This window comes from Joostella sp. (assembly GCF_048266025.1).
Lineage (GTDB): Bacteria > Bacteroidota > Bacteroidia > Flavobacteriales > Flavobacteriaceae > Galbibacter > Galbibacter atrarenae.
In genome coordinates this window covers 22,167-38,259 of the sequence record NZ_JBLXAF010000010.1, presented here as the reverse complement: position 1 = coordinate 38,259, position 16,093 = coordinate 22,167, and the positions used below count along the sequence as shown (strand labels likewise).

The 16,093-nt window shown below is 33.0% G+C and carries 12 protein-coding genes; 5 read left to right on the top strand and 7 right to left on the bottom strand.

The window, feature by feature from the left end; translation table 11 throughout:
* Positions 1 to 138: 138 nt before the first annotated feature.
* Entirely contained in the window at positions 139 to 3,411 is a 3,273-nt protein-coding gene (locus ACN0TY_RS14775; RefSeq protein ID WP_417445100.1) for a SusC/RagA family TonB-linked outer membrane protein, read from the top strand.
* Between the two features lie 12 nt (positions 3,412 to 3,423).
* Complete coding sequence (locus ACN0TY_RS14770; RefSeq protein WP_417445099.1) at positions 3,424 to 4,932, top strand: RagB/SusD family nutrient uptake outer membrane protein; 1,509 nt, start codon at positions 3,424 to 3,426, stop codon at positions 4,930 to 4,932.
* 97 nt (positions 4,933 to 5,029) lie between these two features.
* Here the strand turns inward: ACN0TY_RS14770 and ACN0TY_RS14765 are convergent, their stop codons facing one another.
* Positions 5,030 to 5,623 (bottom strand): ribonuclease HII, encoded by a 594-nt coding sequence (locus ACN0TY_RS14765; RefSeq protein WP_417445098.1) that lies wholly within the window; start codon positions 5,621 to 5,623, stop codon positions 5,030 to 5,032.
* Between the two features lie 152 nt (positions 5,624 to 5,775).
* On the opposite strand from ACN0TY_RS14765, the gene ACN0TY_RS14760 reads away from it, so the two are divergent.
* The 3 genes from ACN0TY_RS14760 to ACN0TY_RS14750 all read left to right on the top strand — a co-directional run bounded on the left by ACN0TY_RS14760 (position 5,776) and on the right by ACN0TY_RS14750 (position 9,356).
* Positions 5,776 to 7,758 carry a putative porin gene (locus tag ACN0TY_RS14760; protein WP_417445097.1) on the top strand — a complete coding sequence of 661 codons (1,983 nt, stop codon included), beginning with the start codon at positions 5,776 to 5,778 and terminating at the stop codon, positions 7,756 to 7,758.
* 58 nt (positions 7,759 to 7,816) lie between these two features.
* On the top strand, positions 7,817 to 8,908 hold the full coding sequence (locus ACN0TY_RS14755; RefSeq protein WP_417445096.1) for an aminotransferase class V-fold PLP-dependent enzyme: 1,092 nt from the start codon (positions 7,817 to 7,819) through the stop codon (positions 8,906 to 8,908).
* Positions 8,909 to 9,059: 151 nt separating this feature from the next.
* On the top strand, positions 9,060 to 9,356 hold the full coding sequence (locus ACN0TY_RS14750; protein ID WP_417445095.1) for an isoamylase early set domain-containing protein: 297 nt from the start codon (positions 9,060 to 9,062) through the stop codon (positions 9,354 to 9,356).
* Here the strand turns inward: ACN0TY_RS14750 and ACN0TY_RS14745 are convergent, their stop codons facing one another.
* The 6 genes from ACN0TY_RS14745 to ACN0TY_RS14720 form a co-directional block, all read right to left on the bottom strand.
* The gene (locus ACN0TY_RS14745) at positions 9,357 to 10,127 is read right to left on the bottom strand and encodes a hypothetical protein (protein WP_417445094.1); all 771 of its coding nucleotides are present in this window, start codon (positions 10,125 to 10,127) and stop codon (positions 9,357 to 9,359) included. It abuts the gene before it with no gap.
* A gap of 18 nt (positions 10,128 to 10,145) precedes the next feature.
* Positions 10,146 to 11,096, bottom strand: coding sequence for an L-histidine N(alpha)-methyltransferase (locus ACN0TY_RS14740; RefSeq protein ID WP_417445093.1), 951 nt, complete (start codon positions 11,094 to 11,096; stop codon positions 10,146 to 10,148).
* Positions 11,097 to 11,113: 17 nt separating this feature from the next.
* The gene (gene egtB, locus ACN0TY_RS14735; protein WP_417445092.1) at positions 11,114 to 12,277 is read right to left on the bottom strand and encodes an ergothioneine biosynthesis protein EgtB; all 1,164 of its coding nucleotides are present in this window, start codon (positions 12,275 to 12,277) and stop codon (positions 11,114 to 11,116) included.
* Between the two features lie 92 nt (positions 12,278 to 12,369).
* Positions 12,370 to 13,197: an energy transducer TonB gene (locus ACN0TY_RS14730; RefSeq protein ID WP_417445091.1), complete on the bottom strand. Its 828-nt coding sequence runs from the start codon at positions 13,195 to 13,197 to the stop codon at positions 12,370 to 12,372.
* A 108-nt stretch (positions 13,198 to 13,305) separates the two neighbouring features.
* Complete coding sequence (locus tag ACN0TY_RS14725) at positions 13,306 to 14,130, bottom strand: thymidylate synthase (RefSeq protein WP_417445090.1); 825 nt, start codon at positions 14,128 to 14,130, stop codon at positions 13,306 to 13,308.
* A 258-nt stretch (positions 14,131 to 14,388) separates the two neighbouring features.
* Positions 14,389 to 16,062, bottom strand: coding sequence for a NupC/NupG family nucleoside CNT transporter (locus ACN0TY_RS14720; protein WP_417445089.1), 1,674 nt, complete (start codon positions 16,060 to 16,062; stop codon positions 14,389 to 14,391).
* Between the last annotated feature and the right edge of the window lie 31 nt (positions 16,063 to 16,093).

Below are 16,093 nucleotides of genomic sequence, written 5' to 3'. Positions count from 1 at the left end.
TAAGTTATTAATCTCGAAAGAAAAATAAACTCGCGAGTAAGTTTATAGCTACAATATTCTATATTTTATAGAAAAAATAACTTATATTAAGATTTATTTATGATATTAGCGATACGCTAAATTCAAATTAATTAAAATATGAGATCTAAATTTACTTGGATGCTAACACTTTTTATGTTGTTAGTTTTACAATTCTCCTATGGACAGGAGAAAACAATTACGGGGGTCATTACAGATCAAGATGGTTTGCCACTACCCGGAGCAAATGTAACTGTTAAAGGTACGACCACAGGTACCCAAACAGATTTTGATGGAAATTATTCAATTTCTACAACTGTGGGGAAAGTCTTAGTGTTTTCTTACGTAGGTCAACAAACCGAAGAAAGAACAGTTGGAGCTGCTAGTGCCATTAATATTATACTTAAGCAAGATGCACAAGCTTTAGATGAAGTTGTTGTAATAGGTTATGGAACAACTACAAAAGAAGCCTTTGCAGGTACTGCAACTACTATTAGTGCCGAAAGTATTGAATTAAAAAATTATTCGAATGTTTCACAGTCTTTAGCAGGAGAGGCCGCGGGTGTTAATGTAATTAATACATCAGGACAACCTGGTTCTTCTTCTACAGTTCGTATTCGTGGTTTTGGATCTATAAATGGAAATAGAGCTCCTCTTTATGTAGTTGACGGTGTGCCTTTAACAACCAGTTCAATTGATGCTGATGGGGAAAGAACAGAAACAGCAAGTTTAAATGCAATAAACCCTAACGATATTCAAAGTACAACAATATTGAAAGATGCTACAGCTACTGCTATCTATGGATCTCGTGGAGCAAATGGTGTTATCTTAATTACAACTAAATCTGGTTCTTCTCAAAAAGAGTATATTGAAGTTGATGTTAAAACTGGTATTAATACTCAGCTATTACCAAGGTATGATGTGATTACTTCTCCTGAAGAATCTATAGGTCTTATTTGGGAAGCTAAAGTAAATAGAGAAAGACTAAGTGGTAACACTGATCCGATAGGAACAGTAAATAATCTTTTATTTGGAACTTCTGCAAATAGTTATTTAGCTCCTGGTTATAACATGTGGAATGTTAATAACGGAGCAGAATTGATAGACCCTAACACAGGTCAAGTGCGACCTGGCGTTACAAGAAGATACACGCCAGAGCGCTATGAAGACCTCTCATTTAATTCAGCTTACAGGACAGAAGCTAATTTAAGAATGGGTGGAGGTAATGATAAGAACAGATATTTTGTTTCTGCCGGCTACCTTGATGATGATGGTTACGCTATAAATACTGGATATAAAAGATATACTTCTCGTATTAATGTAGACTCTAATCTCAAAGATTGGCTAAAAGTAAAAGCTAATTTAGGATATACATATTCTAAGAGTCTTAATAATGGTCAAACAGATGGTGCTGAAAACCTTTTTGAATTCGCGGATAAAATGAATCCGATATATCCTGTTTTTTTAAGGGATGATAATTATCAATTAGTCCCAGATCCTATTTTTGGCGGTAATCAATATGATTATGGTTCTAATTCTGGATATAGAGCTCGACCAAATTCGAATAACTTGAATCCAATAGCATCAGCTATATATGATTATAATGCAACAGAAAGAAATGAAGTTATTGGTAGTTTTAATGCAACAATAAATATCGTAGAAGGGCTTACCTTTGAAACTACTTTCGGAATGCAGTACTCTAATAATGTATTCAAATCAGTAGGAAATCAATTTTATGGAGTTTCAACTTCCAATGAAGGTGATTTGTTTGAAAGAGGAACAGAAACAGTAACTACAAACTTTTTACAGTTATTGCGTTACAGTAAAGATTTTGGAAATCACTCTTTTGAAATATTAGGAGCACATGAAAGTAATGATTTTCAGGAATCTTCAAATTCTGCTTTCAAAGCTAAAGCAATTATACCACAGGGACGTGTTCTAGACAACTATATTGTTAATTTACAGCAACCAACAGGATTCGAACAAGGAAGAACCTTAGAGTCTTATTTTGGACAATTGAATTATAATTTTAATAGGAAGTACTATTTAACAGCGTCAATTCGTAGAGATGGGTCGTCAAGGTTCGCCAATAATAAATGGGATACTTTTGGTTCTATAGGAGGTGCTTGGGTAATTTCTAATGAGGATTTTTTACTAGATAGTAATACTTTTCGTTTTTTGAAGCTTAAGGCTTCTTACGGAAAGACAGGTGATGAAGGAGGAATTGGATTTTATGAGGGGATTAATACATTTGGAGTTACAAATGTAGGTGGAGAATTCGCAGTATCTCCAGAAGTTTTTGCTAATCCAGAATTAACATGGGAAACCTCAAATCAATATCAAGTAGGTGTAGAATTTAGTCTAGGTAAATTTTTAGATGCAACGATAGACTATTATGTAAAAGATACTGATAACCTTATCTTTACTAGAAGAATCTCTCCTTCTTCAGGAGTAGCAACAGTTACTGTAAATGACGGAGTACTTCGAAATAGTGGACTTGAGTTTGATCTTACTGGGCATATTGTAAATTCAACAGATTTCACATTAGATCTATCTGTTAACGGAGCTGTTTATGATAATGAAATACGAACCATGCCAATTGATCCGGAAACAGGGGAACCTGCTGTATTTCAAAATATTGCATTTTATGGTTATTCTAAAGGAAGCTCTATCTATGATTTTTACATGAGGGAATATGCAGGAGTAGATCCTGAAGATGGGTATCCAACTTGGAATGTGTATTATGATGACCTAAATAGTAACGGGACCTTAGATAGTGGTGAAGGTATTTCAGAATTGTATCCATACGTTCAAGCAAACCCTGATGCGGATATACAAAGCGATACGACGAAGACTTATTCAGAAGCTACAGAAAAATATGTTGATAAATCAGGAATTCCTGATTTAGCTGGAGCTTTTAGATTAAATGCTAGATATAAAAACTTTAATCTTTCAACACAATTCACTTATTCAATAGGTGGATGGGGATATGATAGTCAATATGCTGAATTAATGCATGATAATAATGGAGGTATTACAGCTCAAAATAGACATACAGATGTTCGTAATAGATGGAGAGAACCAGGAGATATTACTTCTGTACCAATTATAGCGGATAGGGTTATTACAAATGTAAATTCACAATCAACAAGATTTTTAACCAAAACAGATTTTATAGCGCTTAATAATATTGTTTTAGGATATACATTTAGTAGTGAGCAGCTTGATAATATAGGACTTGCAGGACTTAACTTGTATGTTTCTGGAGATAACTTGTATTTCAATGGAGCTAGAGATGGATTTAATCCTACAACTAGTGAGAATGGTAATTCTGACAGAGGTCTTTATGCACCTCTAACTACATTTACTTTTGGTGTAAGAGCAAAATTTTAAAAAAAATATAGGATGAAAAGAAATTTTATTAAATTATTAGGAGTATCATGTCTAGCTTTATTTTTTGCTAGCTGTGGTGATGACTTTTTAGTCGAAGAGCCGGAAGGGTCTATAATAAATGCAGATCAATTAGCAGAAGGAATAGAGAAAAACCCAGAACTAGGGGAGGCGACAGTAACAGGTATTTATGCAACTATGTTTACAACAGGGACTGGAGGTACGGATTCTCAACAAGATTTTGGACAAAAAGGCTTTGATGTTTATGGGGACATGATTTGTAGTGATATGGCTCTATCTACTAGTACTTATGGATGGTATAGGTCTAGAATTACAGAATATCAGGCTCCATTAGATTTCACTCAAGAGGAGAATTATCAAGTATGGCGTTACTACTATAGAATTATAAATTTATCCAACCTTGTAATTGAGAGTTTAGGGGGTAATGATGCAATACCTGAGTCTGATGATAATAAATATACATTAGGACAAGCACTTGCTATGAGAGCGCATTCATACTTTTATTTAACTCAATATATGATAAATGATGTCGAAGCTTCTTGGACTTCAGCAACATTACCTATTTACATAGAGCCTGGATTTGTAGGGAATTCTAAATCTACTACAAAAGAGGTGTATGAATTAATGGAGAATGATTTAGTGAAGGCAATTGGACTTTTAGAAGGATATGGGAGACCGTCAAAAACACAAGTTGATGAGTCTGTAGCACAGGTTATTATGGCTTATGTGCTTGCGTCTAGAAGAGATAGATGGCAAGATGTGGTTACATATTCAAATAATGCATTGCTAAATACTAGTGCATCACCAATGACTACTGATGAATCTATAAATGGTATTCTAGGTGGTTTCAATACTGTTGATTCTCAAGGATGGATGTGGGGTGTCGATTTGAATGAAGACATTGGATTAAGCTTAGTTTCTTGGTGGGGACAGATAGATGCATATTCATATAGTTATGCTGCAGTGGGAGATAATAAAGCAATAGATGCTGATTTATATGAAAGTATGAAACTAGACGATGTTCGTAGAAATCAATTTTTTAATGATCCTTCTAGTACAAGATACTTGCAACCACTAGATAAGTTTTATGATTCTGATAGAGTAATTTTTGGGTCATCTCAAATTGTGAAAGCTGATTATGTTTATATGAGGTATGAAGAGCCATTATTGCTTAAAATAGAGGGTCTTGCTAAATCTGGGCAAGAAGAATTGGCGAAAGTAGAATTAATGAATTTTGTTTCAACTAGAGTGTCAGATGCATCTTACATCAATTCTTTAAGTGGTCAAGGATTAATAGATGAAATATATAAGCAAACTCGTTTAGAGTTTTGGGGAGAGGGTAAAAGCTATCTAGCAATGAAGCGTGGTAAAACAAGTATAAAACGAGCAGCAAATCATTTATCATTTGTAGGAGAAACAATGTCATTCGACGATGAAAGATTAACTTTTGAAATTCCTCAACAAGAAATTCAAGATAATAATAATATTAATTCTCAAAATTAATACTGTTATTATCAAGGGGATTCATTTAAAAAAAAGTTTATTCTCTTGCTGATGTTATTAAATTTAATAAAAAACCCACCAATATTGGTGGGTTTTTTTATAGCTCTAATTTTAATTGCTCAGGTAATAATCTAAAGGAAGTTCTATGGTATTTTGTAACTCCGTACTTTCTTATAGCTTCGCGGTGTTCTTTTGTTGGATATCCTTTGTTTTTTTTCCAATTATACATCGGAAATTCTTCATGTATTTGCTCCATATATGCATCTCGATAAGTTTTAGCTAAAATTGAAGCTGCAGCAATACTTAGGTATTTACTATCTCCTTTTATGATGCATTGGTGTGGAACATCATTGTATGGTTTAAATTTATTTCCATCAACTATAATATGCTCTATTGGAGAGGTTAACTGCTCTAAAGCTTGATGCATTCCTAAAATAGAAGCATTTAATATATTTATTTTATCAATTACATCTGGGTATATATGGGCAACACCAAAGCAGCTAGCGTCTTTTTCTATTATTGGTTTTAATAGCTTACGCTTTATTTCCGATAATTGTTTCGAGTCATTAATAACATCATTCTTAAAATCAGAAGGTAAAATTACAGCTGCAGCAGTTACAGGCCCAGCAAGGCACCCTCTTCCAGCTTCATCTGTGCCAGCTTCTATGAGTTTACTATACGATTTATACATTTTAATCGTTATTTATGTGCCTAGAAATGGCTATTTTGAATAATCAAAGTTAAAAACTTATAGGTTATATTGGTGTTTTTGAGCATAAAATAATAAATACAGCTATCAGGATTTCGCTCAAATAATATACCTTTGTTTTCAAATCAAAATGAATGAAGAATTTTTATTTCTTATTTTTCTTTTTAGTAGTATTCCTTGGTGTGGCAAACGCTCAAGAAGAACCAGGAACTAGAGTAGTAAAAGATACTACACTTGTAATATCAAAGAAAGGAGAATCAGGTAAGAAGAAAAAGGACGATGATTTTCCAATAGAAGATTATAAGATTATTTCTTATGCTAGAGATACAACTACTTTTGATACAACACTTACGGTACAGAAGGAGTATAAGTACAACTATTTAAGAAAAGATGATTTTGAATTACTTCCTTTTGCAAACGTAGGGCAAACCTATAATAAGTTAGGAGCAGATACAGAAGAGAAAGGTTTTTACCCAAGAATGGGGCAGGAGGCTAAGTATAATAACTATATGGAAATAGAGGATATAGATTATTATAGAGTGCCAACACCAACTACAGAATTGTTTTATAAAACGGTCATGGAACAAGGGCAGATTCTAGATGCCATGATTACTTTAAATACTTCGCCTCAATTAAATGTATCCATTGCCTATAAAGGAATGCGTTCTTTAGGTAAGTATCAACATATATTGTCTAGCACAGGGAATTTTAGATTTACTACAAATTACCATACTAAGAATGAGAAATATCAATTACGAGGACATTATACATCCCAAGATATTTTAAATGAAGAGAATGGTGGGTTAGCTGTTCCAGAGCAGTTTACATCTGGTGATGATGAGTTTACTGATCGTTCTAGAATTGATGTTAGATTCGAGGATGCTGAAAACTTCTTGTTAGGGAAAAGGTATTTTTTAGATCATAGATTTTACCTTTTTAAAGAAGCAGATTCTTTACGAAACTATGGACTTTCTATTGGACATAAATTAACGTACGAAACTAAAACGTATGAATATCGACAAGACTCAGAAAATTCATATTTTGGAGATTCTTACCAGAGTTCAGATATTAATGACAGGGCTAGACTAAAGACGTTTAACAATCAATTAAACCTAAACTATAATAATAAAATAATAGGAGAAGCTACTTTCTTGGTAAATTTCTATAAATATAATTATTACTTTAATAGTATAGTAGAAACTTCAAATGGGGTTATACCTAATCAATTGAGGGATAATGAGATTTCTGTTGGAGGTAAATTTAAAAAGCAATTAGGTGGTTTTTTACTGGCAGGAGATTTTACGCAGAATATCGTTGGTGATCTTGGAGGAACTACTTTTAATGCTGAAATGGAATACCAGCTAACAAAAGATATTAATGTAGATGCTAACTTACATGTGTCTTCTCGTCTTCCTAATTTTAATTTCTTATTATATCAAAGTGATTACGAAGCTTATAATTGGGTGAATGTTGACACTTTTGAAAAGCAAAAATTAAGCACTTTGGAAGGGAGTATAAACTCTAAAAAATGGGGAAGCTTGAGTGTTGCATATACGGTACGTGATAAATACTCTTATTTTGCTGAAAATTTAGATACGGGAGATTCTATTTCTTCAGTTTTAGATGATGTGCAATTAGTGACTCCAACACAATTTGATGGCTCTATAAATTCTTTAAAAGTAAAGCTTAGTAACGATTTACATTTTTTACGAAAATGGGGATTTGCAAATACAATCATGTATCAAAATGTGAGTCAAAGTGAGAATATTGTTAATGTGCCTCAAATTGTAACAAGAAACACTTTATATTATTCTAATCATTTATTTAAAAAGGCTTTATATCTTCAAACTGGTATTACTGCAAAATATTTTAGTAAATACTATATGAATTCTTATAGTCCCGTTTTAGGGGAGCTATTGGTTCAAGATAGAGAGGAAATAGGAGGTTTCCCTATGATTGATTTCTTTATAAATGTAAAAGTTAGACGAACTAGAATCTATTTAAAAGCAGAACACTTTAATTCTCCATTCGGAGATAATAATTTTTATACAGCACCAAATTACCCATATCGAGACTTTATTGTACGCTTTGGAGTAGTTTGGAATTTCTTTACTTAGTAGATGCTAGAATAGTTTTATAGCTTATTGTTTTTTGTGTAAATTTTAAATTATTGTAATGACAATAGATAACTTCTCAAGAGATTTCCCGATTATTAGCCAATATACATATGCTAATACAGCTGCCTCTGGACTTATGTACGAAAGTTTGATGGAGTGGCGTCAAGGACATGACATCGATTTTTTAATTGGAGGAAGTAAATTTAGAGACTCTTTAGAAGAACAAATTGCAGGTGTAAGAACGGCTGTTGCTGGTTTTTTTAATGCAGATGTTGAGAATACAATTCTTACACCAAATTTTTCATTTGCTTTAAAGACATTTGTAAATGGAATTGATAAACAGAAAAGCATTTTACTTTTAGACGGCGATTATCCTTCCGTTAATTGGCCTTTTGTAAGTGGCGATTTTAAATCTGTTACTTTTGCAAAGGTAGATCAACATCTTGAAGAAAATATTAGAGCAGCGTTTAAAAATGACCAGCCTGATATTTTTGCGTTTAGCATTGTTCAGTATATCGATGGGATTAAAATGGATTTAAACTTTATTAAAGAGCTTAAAAAGGAGTATCCTGACACTATTTTTATAGCTGATGGAACTCAGTATAGCGGGACGGAAAGTTTTTCATTTAAAGACGCTGGAATTGATGTCTTTGGAGGGAGTGGTTATAAATGGTTATTAGCAGGATATGGGAATGGATATATGCTTTTTAGTGAGTCTGTCGTTTCTTTATTATACCCAAAATCGTTAGCATTTGAGCCTCAAGAGGAGTCTTTTCAAAAGGGTAAAAATCATTTAAAATGTCATTTTGAGCCTGGGCACTTGGATACATTAAATTTTGGTAGCCTTTTGTTTTCTATTGAACAGTTTAATGAGATAGGAATGGAAGAGGTGACAAAGCACTTAAAGTCGTTATCGGAATACGCAGTAGAGAAATTCTCAGCGTTAGACTTATTATCTGTAGAAGTTGCTCAAAGACAAGTTCCTCATTCTACAATATTTAATCTCAATGTAGATGATAAAATGATAGCAGCATTAAAATCTCGGAATATAATTTTTTCAATGAGGGGCTCAGGGGTTCGAGTAAGTTTTCATATCTATAATACCATGAAAGATATAGATAAGATCGCTAACATTTTAAAGCATAAATAATTCTATTTTCTACATTTTTCTAATAAAATTTTGTGCTTTTCTTGATTTCGTTAAGGCAGTTTTAATAAAACGATAAATATTTGTTTTCTAGTTGTTTATCAAGAATTTAATTTATTCTTTTACATGTAGAAATCAATAAATTTTATCTAAAATGTCAATCACCAAACAATATTTAAAGTCGCGACCAGTTTGTAAAATTACTTTTACAGTTCCTGCAATAGAAGCTAATCAAGTTGTAGTTGTAGGCGATTTTAATGAATGGAACCCAGAGGTAACTTCATTGAAAAAACAAAAAAACGGAAATTTTAAAGGCACTTTTGACTTGCCAAAGGATAATTCTTATGAGTTTCGTTATATCATCGATGGTGAGTATACAAACGAAGAGGAGGCAGATGCTTTTGTGTGGAATGATTTTGGAGGAGCAGAAAATGCCGTATTACACGTTTAATTAGAGTCGATCTTTAATTATCTCGATAAAATTTTCATAAAGGTTTTCGACTGTATTTAAATCGTATTGCTCATCTATAGAAATGATAGCTCCATTCCATTCTCCTAAAACCCATTTCCCTCTTTTAAGCGCAGGTAATTGAGTGTAATCTATTGTGTTGTCGCTCCATGCTTTAGCGTAATAATATGGGGATTTATTAACTGTATTGTCAGCAATTGCATATCCAAGGCTGTATCCACTATTTGAATTCACATTAACGAGCATGCCTGTGTCGAAATGGTGAGGCCAAACATAAATAGAAGAAGTGTCTTTATGGAGTTTTTTTATGTGTTCTAATGAACGCTGAGAGATATTACGAGATTCTATAAGTTGATAAATTACTTTTTCATCTTCAGCATCTAGAGTTATAAAAGTATCAAACTCAGTATTTATTTTAAACCCAAGATTATAATGGTAATCTCCAGCGCTCAATCCGAAATCTGAAATGGTTTCGCGTATCCATGAGTCGATTCCACTATGTGTTAAGCCCAATAAATCTAGTTCCTTAAATGTATCTCCTTTATGTATTCTAATAACAATATCTTTATAATTGAGTTCTAAGTATATTGTGTCTATTTTCTGAGATAGGAGTGCGCTATTCTCTACGGACCAGCATAATGCAGACTGACTATCATCTTCCCTTTTAGGGAGAAAGCTATTGCTAAATGCAGCTAAATATTGTGCTAAATGATGAAACTTATTTTGGATGGTATTTATTAGTTCTTGCTCCATAACTTGTTGGTTTATATGTTATATTGAAAAGAGATAATCTTTAAATAGGCATTTACTATCTTTAAATTGAGAGATTACTTTTAGGTTTGCTTTTGTAGCTAGCCAATTAACAATTTGATCATCATATTTTTGTGAAACTTCTGTATGTAATGTTTCCCAGGCATTAAAACTCACCTCTAAATTTATTTTTTTAATATTTACGTTTTGGTCTTCAGTAGCTACAAGAAAACTTTTAGCAGTTCCAGTTTCTGGATCGTAGGTTTCCCAGTGTAAAAATTTATCAATATTAAAATCAGCATCTAGCTCATTATTAATTCTAGTGAGTAGGTTTTTATTAAAGGCTTCTGTTACTCCTTCTTCATCACTATATGCGTTGATGATTTTCTGGGGATGTTTTTTCTGATCGAAGCCCATAAATAATAAATCTCCTTCATTCATACTTGATTTTATATTTTGAAGAAAATCGATTGCTTTTTCATGAACTAAGTTTCCGATATTAGAACCGAGAACGAGAATAATTTTTTTCCGCTTTTTATATTCTGATAATCGATTTAAAATTTCAAAATACATCCCTTCTTGCGGAATAACCTTTAAATTTGGGAGTTCACTCTCTAGCGAGTCCTTTAAATCCCTCAATGCATATTTACTAATGTCTATGGGTTGGTATGTAAAATTATATTTATTTTGCTCTAAATAGCGTAACAATACTTTTGTTTTTTTTCCATCGCCAGCGCCCAATTCGATAATATCGAAACCATTTTCATCATCAAAAAGATTGGCGAGCTCTTTTCTGTAAGTTTCAATAATTTCATATTCAGCATTTGTAAGATAATAAGTCGGCATATTCATTATCTGCTGAAATATTTTATCTCCCTTTTCATCATAAAAATATTTAGAAGATAAGTTCTTTGGGTAAGCGGTTAGTCCTTTGTATACATCTTTCTCAAAGATGTTTGAAAATGTTGGCATATATTCTTAAATGTAATTTATCTTTTGGCAAGTCTTATTCCAGTGAATTGCCATCTTAAGTGTGGGTGGAAAAAGTTTCTATATGTGTAACGAGTATGGTCTTTGGAGGTAACTACAGAGCCTCCTCTTAGTACTTTTTGATTAACCATAAACTTGCCGTTATACTCACCTAATGCTCCTTCTGCTTTTTTGTAATAAGGGTAGGGTAGGTAAGCACTTTCTGTCCATTCCCAGCGTTTTCCCCAATCGAAGAAATCTTGAGCCGCTTCCCATTCAAATTCCGTAGGAAGACGGAGTCCACGCCATTCTGCATAGGCAAAAGCTTCGTAATAAGAAATATGGGTTACGGGAGTTTCTAGGTCAATAGTTTTTAGTCCTTTAAATGTATATTGCTGCCAAACATCGTCAACTTTATGCCAATATAATGGGCATTTTATATTATTCTTTTGTATCCAATCCCAGCCTTCAGCATGCCAATATTTAAAGTCTTCATATCCCCCATCATTTATAAACTCTTGATACTCTTCATTTGTGACTAATTTATTGGCTATTTTATAATTATGAAGATGTACTTTGTGTTTTCCTAGTTCATTATCAAAACAAAAATCATTTGTAATATGTCCAATTTCATAAGTACCTTCAGGAATTTTTATCCATTTAGATTTCTGTTTTTCTACGATATTTTCCTCAAATGTTTCTGAATAAGCAGGTAATAAAGGATTGCTACCTAGAATGTATTTAATGTCTGTAAATAAGAGTTCTTGATGTTGTTTTTCGTGGTGGATTCCAGTGATTACAATTGAGGCGATTTGTTCCGTTAGATTGTCTTCTAAGAAGTCGGAAAGCTGATTTGTAACATAATCACGATATCTATAAACCTCCTCAACAGAGGGGCGGGTGAGATTCCCTCGATTTGTTCTCAAAAGTCGTTCTCCCATACTCTCGTAGTAGCTATTAAAAAGAAAACTATATTGGGAGTCGAATTCTTTGTAATCGGGATTGAATTTTTTTAAAACGAATTCCTCAAAGAACCAAGTTGTATGACCTAAATGCCATTTTGGAGGTGATACGTGTTCGCTGGGTTGGACAACATAATCTTCTTGAGTTAATGGGGCGCATATTTCTTCTGTAGCAATTCTCGTTTGAAGAAAATTGCTAATAATTTCATTGGTCATTAACATCTAGTTAGTCTTTTTCTTAATTCTTTTTCTAAAAATAAGAATTTTAACCACTGCTTTGTAAGAAGCTTAGTTAAAAGATGTTAACATGTAATTTAATATTGTCCTGAAATTGGGTGTCTCACCTCTCTAGTAACGGCAACTATTTTTAGTTCATCTGAAAAATAGCACGGAATTGAATTCCCCTCGCTATTTGAAGCGGGTATTAATGATATTTTATTTTCTTTAAAAATTCTTTCAATTTCACTTTTTAAAGATTTGTTATTAGAAACGACGGTTAGATTTTCAATCGCTCCAGAAGTGGAAATTTCTATATAAAACTTAGCTATATATTCTATCTCTTTTGATGATGTTTGATTATAATTAGTAGAGCTTAAGTTTTTATGTTCTAAATGGTCAAACATAAAATCAAAAAGCTCCTTCTTAAAGCATTCTACATCCGAAGTTTTTCTCTTGCAGTTTTGAAATATTACTGGGGCTTTAGCTACTTTATCATAAGAAGAGATAGTTTTTTCTTCATCAATATTAAAATGAATAGCGTATGAATATACAGTAGAAACAGGATTTTTATCTATAAAAGCAGGAGTGATTTTAGGAAGAGATTTTATTATTCTAATTCCTTCGCTTTGAAATAAAGAGTCTTTACTCCTGGCTTTAACATCTGTGAAATATCCATCCTTATTAATTTTAAATTGAACGTAAATTTTGCCTTCAATTCCATTTTGATATGCAATTTCAGGGTAGGAAAATACTTTTTGTATATGTGATAGTAAATCTGTCTTAAAACATTCTTCAGTTTTAATATCGCATTCGCTATTTGTAAAATACGGGATTTCATCAACTTCAGAAAAGATATAGGTATCTACTTGTGAATAGCTGAAATTTGAAATAAAAAATGCAATTATAAATTTTAAAATATTCATAATCTATTCTTTGGTTAGCTTAGATTATAAATATAGATAAAATTATATCAACAGAATTAAACATCAAGTATTCTCAAAATATAAAAATAATTTTTATAAAGGCTTGGTTTAAATAGCAACAGTTCCTTTGATGTGAGGATGGTGTTCATAGTTTTCTAAAGTAAAATCTTCGAATTTAAAATCAAAAATGTTTTTTACTTTAGGGTTTAAAATCATTTTAGGAAGCGGCTTAGGTTCTCTAGATAATTGTAGTTCTAGTTGCTCTAAATGATTGTTGTAGATATGTGCATCACCAAAAGTGTGTATAAAATCTCCAGCCTCATAACCACAAACTTGAGCCATCATCATAGTAAACAATGCGTAAGAGGCAATATTAAATGGGACTCCTAAGAAGATATCTGCACTACGTTGATATAATTGACATGATAGTTTTCCGTCGGCAACATAAAACTGAAAGAACGCATGACATGGAGGCAAAGCAGCTTTGCCATTGGCAACGTTCTCAGAAAAAGAAACAGAAGTGTCAGGTAAAACACTAGGATTCCATGCCGAAACTAGCATTCTACGACTGTTTGGATTATTTTTTAAAGTCTCTACAACCTCTTTAATCTGATCAATCTCTTCGCTGTTCCAATTTCTCCACTGATGACCATAAACAGGACCTAAATCACCATTTTCATCCGCCCATTCATTCCAGATACGAACTCCGTTGTCTTGTAAGTATTTTATATTAGTATCACCATTTAGGAACCATAACAATTCGTAAACAATAGATTTTAAGTGCAGTTTTTTTGTGGTAACCATAGGGAAACCTTCACTTAAATCGAATCGCATTTGGTACCCGAAAACGCTCTTTGTTCCCGTCCCCGTTCTATCTCCTTTTTCATTTCCGTTAGCCAATACATGCTTAACAAGATCGTGATACTGCTTCATTTTTGTGTAATCTAAGTGATATATTTATTTGGGCGTTTCCCAATAAAAAAGTTGGTCTGGGGTTGTTGCTTACCGGCAGGCATCGTGGTACACGTTACCTTGCTTCAATCCCTAACGCAAATTTTTACGAAAATAGAAAATGCCTTTCAAAAACTTGTACAATGACTTTTTATTTTATCAAAAGGTTATTAACTAACACTTTTAGTCGTAATAAAGGTCGTCATTATACAGATTATTAAGTCGGATTTTAAACTAGTGTTACCCAATTATCATTCCTGCAATGGTCGCCGATAATAAAGATGCTAAAGAACCCCCAAGAACAGCTTTCATTCCAAACTCCGATAAGTTTTTACGCTGACCAGGAGCTAAAGAACCAATACCTCCAATTTGGATACCTATAGAAGCAAAATTGGCAAAGCCACATAACATATAGGTCGCCATAATAACCGACTTATTATAGGTGAAATGGGTTACATTGGCAACATCTTTCAATCCAGCTAATTGTACATATCCTACAAATTCACTAGCTGCGAGTTTAATTCCTAGTAATTGCCCCATAAGCATCATGTCTTCTTTGGCAACACCAATAAGCCACATAAGAGGAGCAAAAATAAATCCGAGAATAGATTCTAGAGAAAAGGATTCATAAGGAGTGTTCTCTTTCAAGATTGCATTTAATGTTGTAAAGTCTCCAATCCACTCTAATATATAATTTATCATAGCAATAAATGCTATAAAAACTAAAAGCATAGCTCCAACATTTGCAGCTAATTTTAAACCTTCAGTAGTACCATTTGCAATAGCATCAAGGATATTAGATCCAATTTTATCTGTAGAAACATCTACATTGGTGTTTACCTCTTCTTGTTGTGGGTAAAGCATTTTGGATATTACAATTGCTCCAGGAGCAGCCATAACAGATGCTGCTAATAGATGTTTTGCAAATTGAATTCTTAGAACAGGGTCGTCGCCTCCTAAAAATCCTATATAGGCAGCCAATACACCTCCGGCAACGGTAGCCATTCCTCCAATCATCACAAGAAGAATTTCCGACCTTGTCATTCTTTCTAAGTAAGCTTTAATCATTAACGGCGCTTCTGTTTGCCCTAAGAATATGTTTCCTGCTACAGATAAACTCTCCGCTCCAGAAATTCCTAATAATTTAGAAAGACCGATAGCCATTCCCTTTACGATTACTTGAATTACTCCTAAGTAAAATAAAACAGAAGTTAAGGCAGAAAAGAAAATGATAGTTGGTAATACTTGGAATAAAAAGATATAACCAAAGCTGTCTGCGTTCATTAAATCTCCTAATAAGAACTCACTTCCAGCTGCTGTGAAATCTAATACAAGTACAAAAATACTACCTATCCATTCGAATATTTTTTGAACAAATGAAACTTCCAATACTCCTACAGCTAAAATTAATTGTGCTGCAAGGCCTATTCCTACAGTCTTCCAATTAATTGCCTTCCTGTTACTACTAAATATATATGCAATGAGTAGGAGCGTGAACATTCCTAAAATCCCTCTCCATAGGCTATTCATGGTAAAGCCTTGATTCGGGATTATCTGATCTGATTTACCTGCCGTAGCCATGGCAGATTCTTTTGGAGCTACAACAAGGCTGTGCTCTCCTTTTTTATTTTTAATGACTAACGTGGAGTCAGTAATTTCTAGAATTTTAAATTTTCCTACGGTGCTTCTGGGCGTATCATATAAAAAAATGAGGTTGTCATTCTGAGTGATAAAACTCCCTGTATATGACTGGTTGTTTCTTTTGTAATTAAAATCTCCGCCTTTAAATGTGAGCTGCTGAATAGCATTCTTTACAGTAGAATTTTCTGAAGAGATCCATTTTTTCTCAATATCTTGAGCTAATGCTGTCCCTGAAAAACAAATGGCTAATAGTAGAAATAGTATTTTTTTCAACACGTTTTTATTTATTACCTAAGAGCAGGTT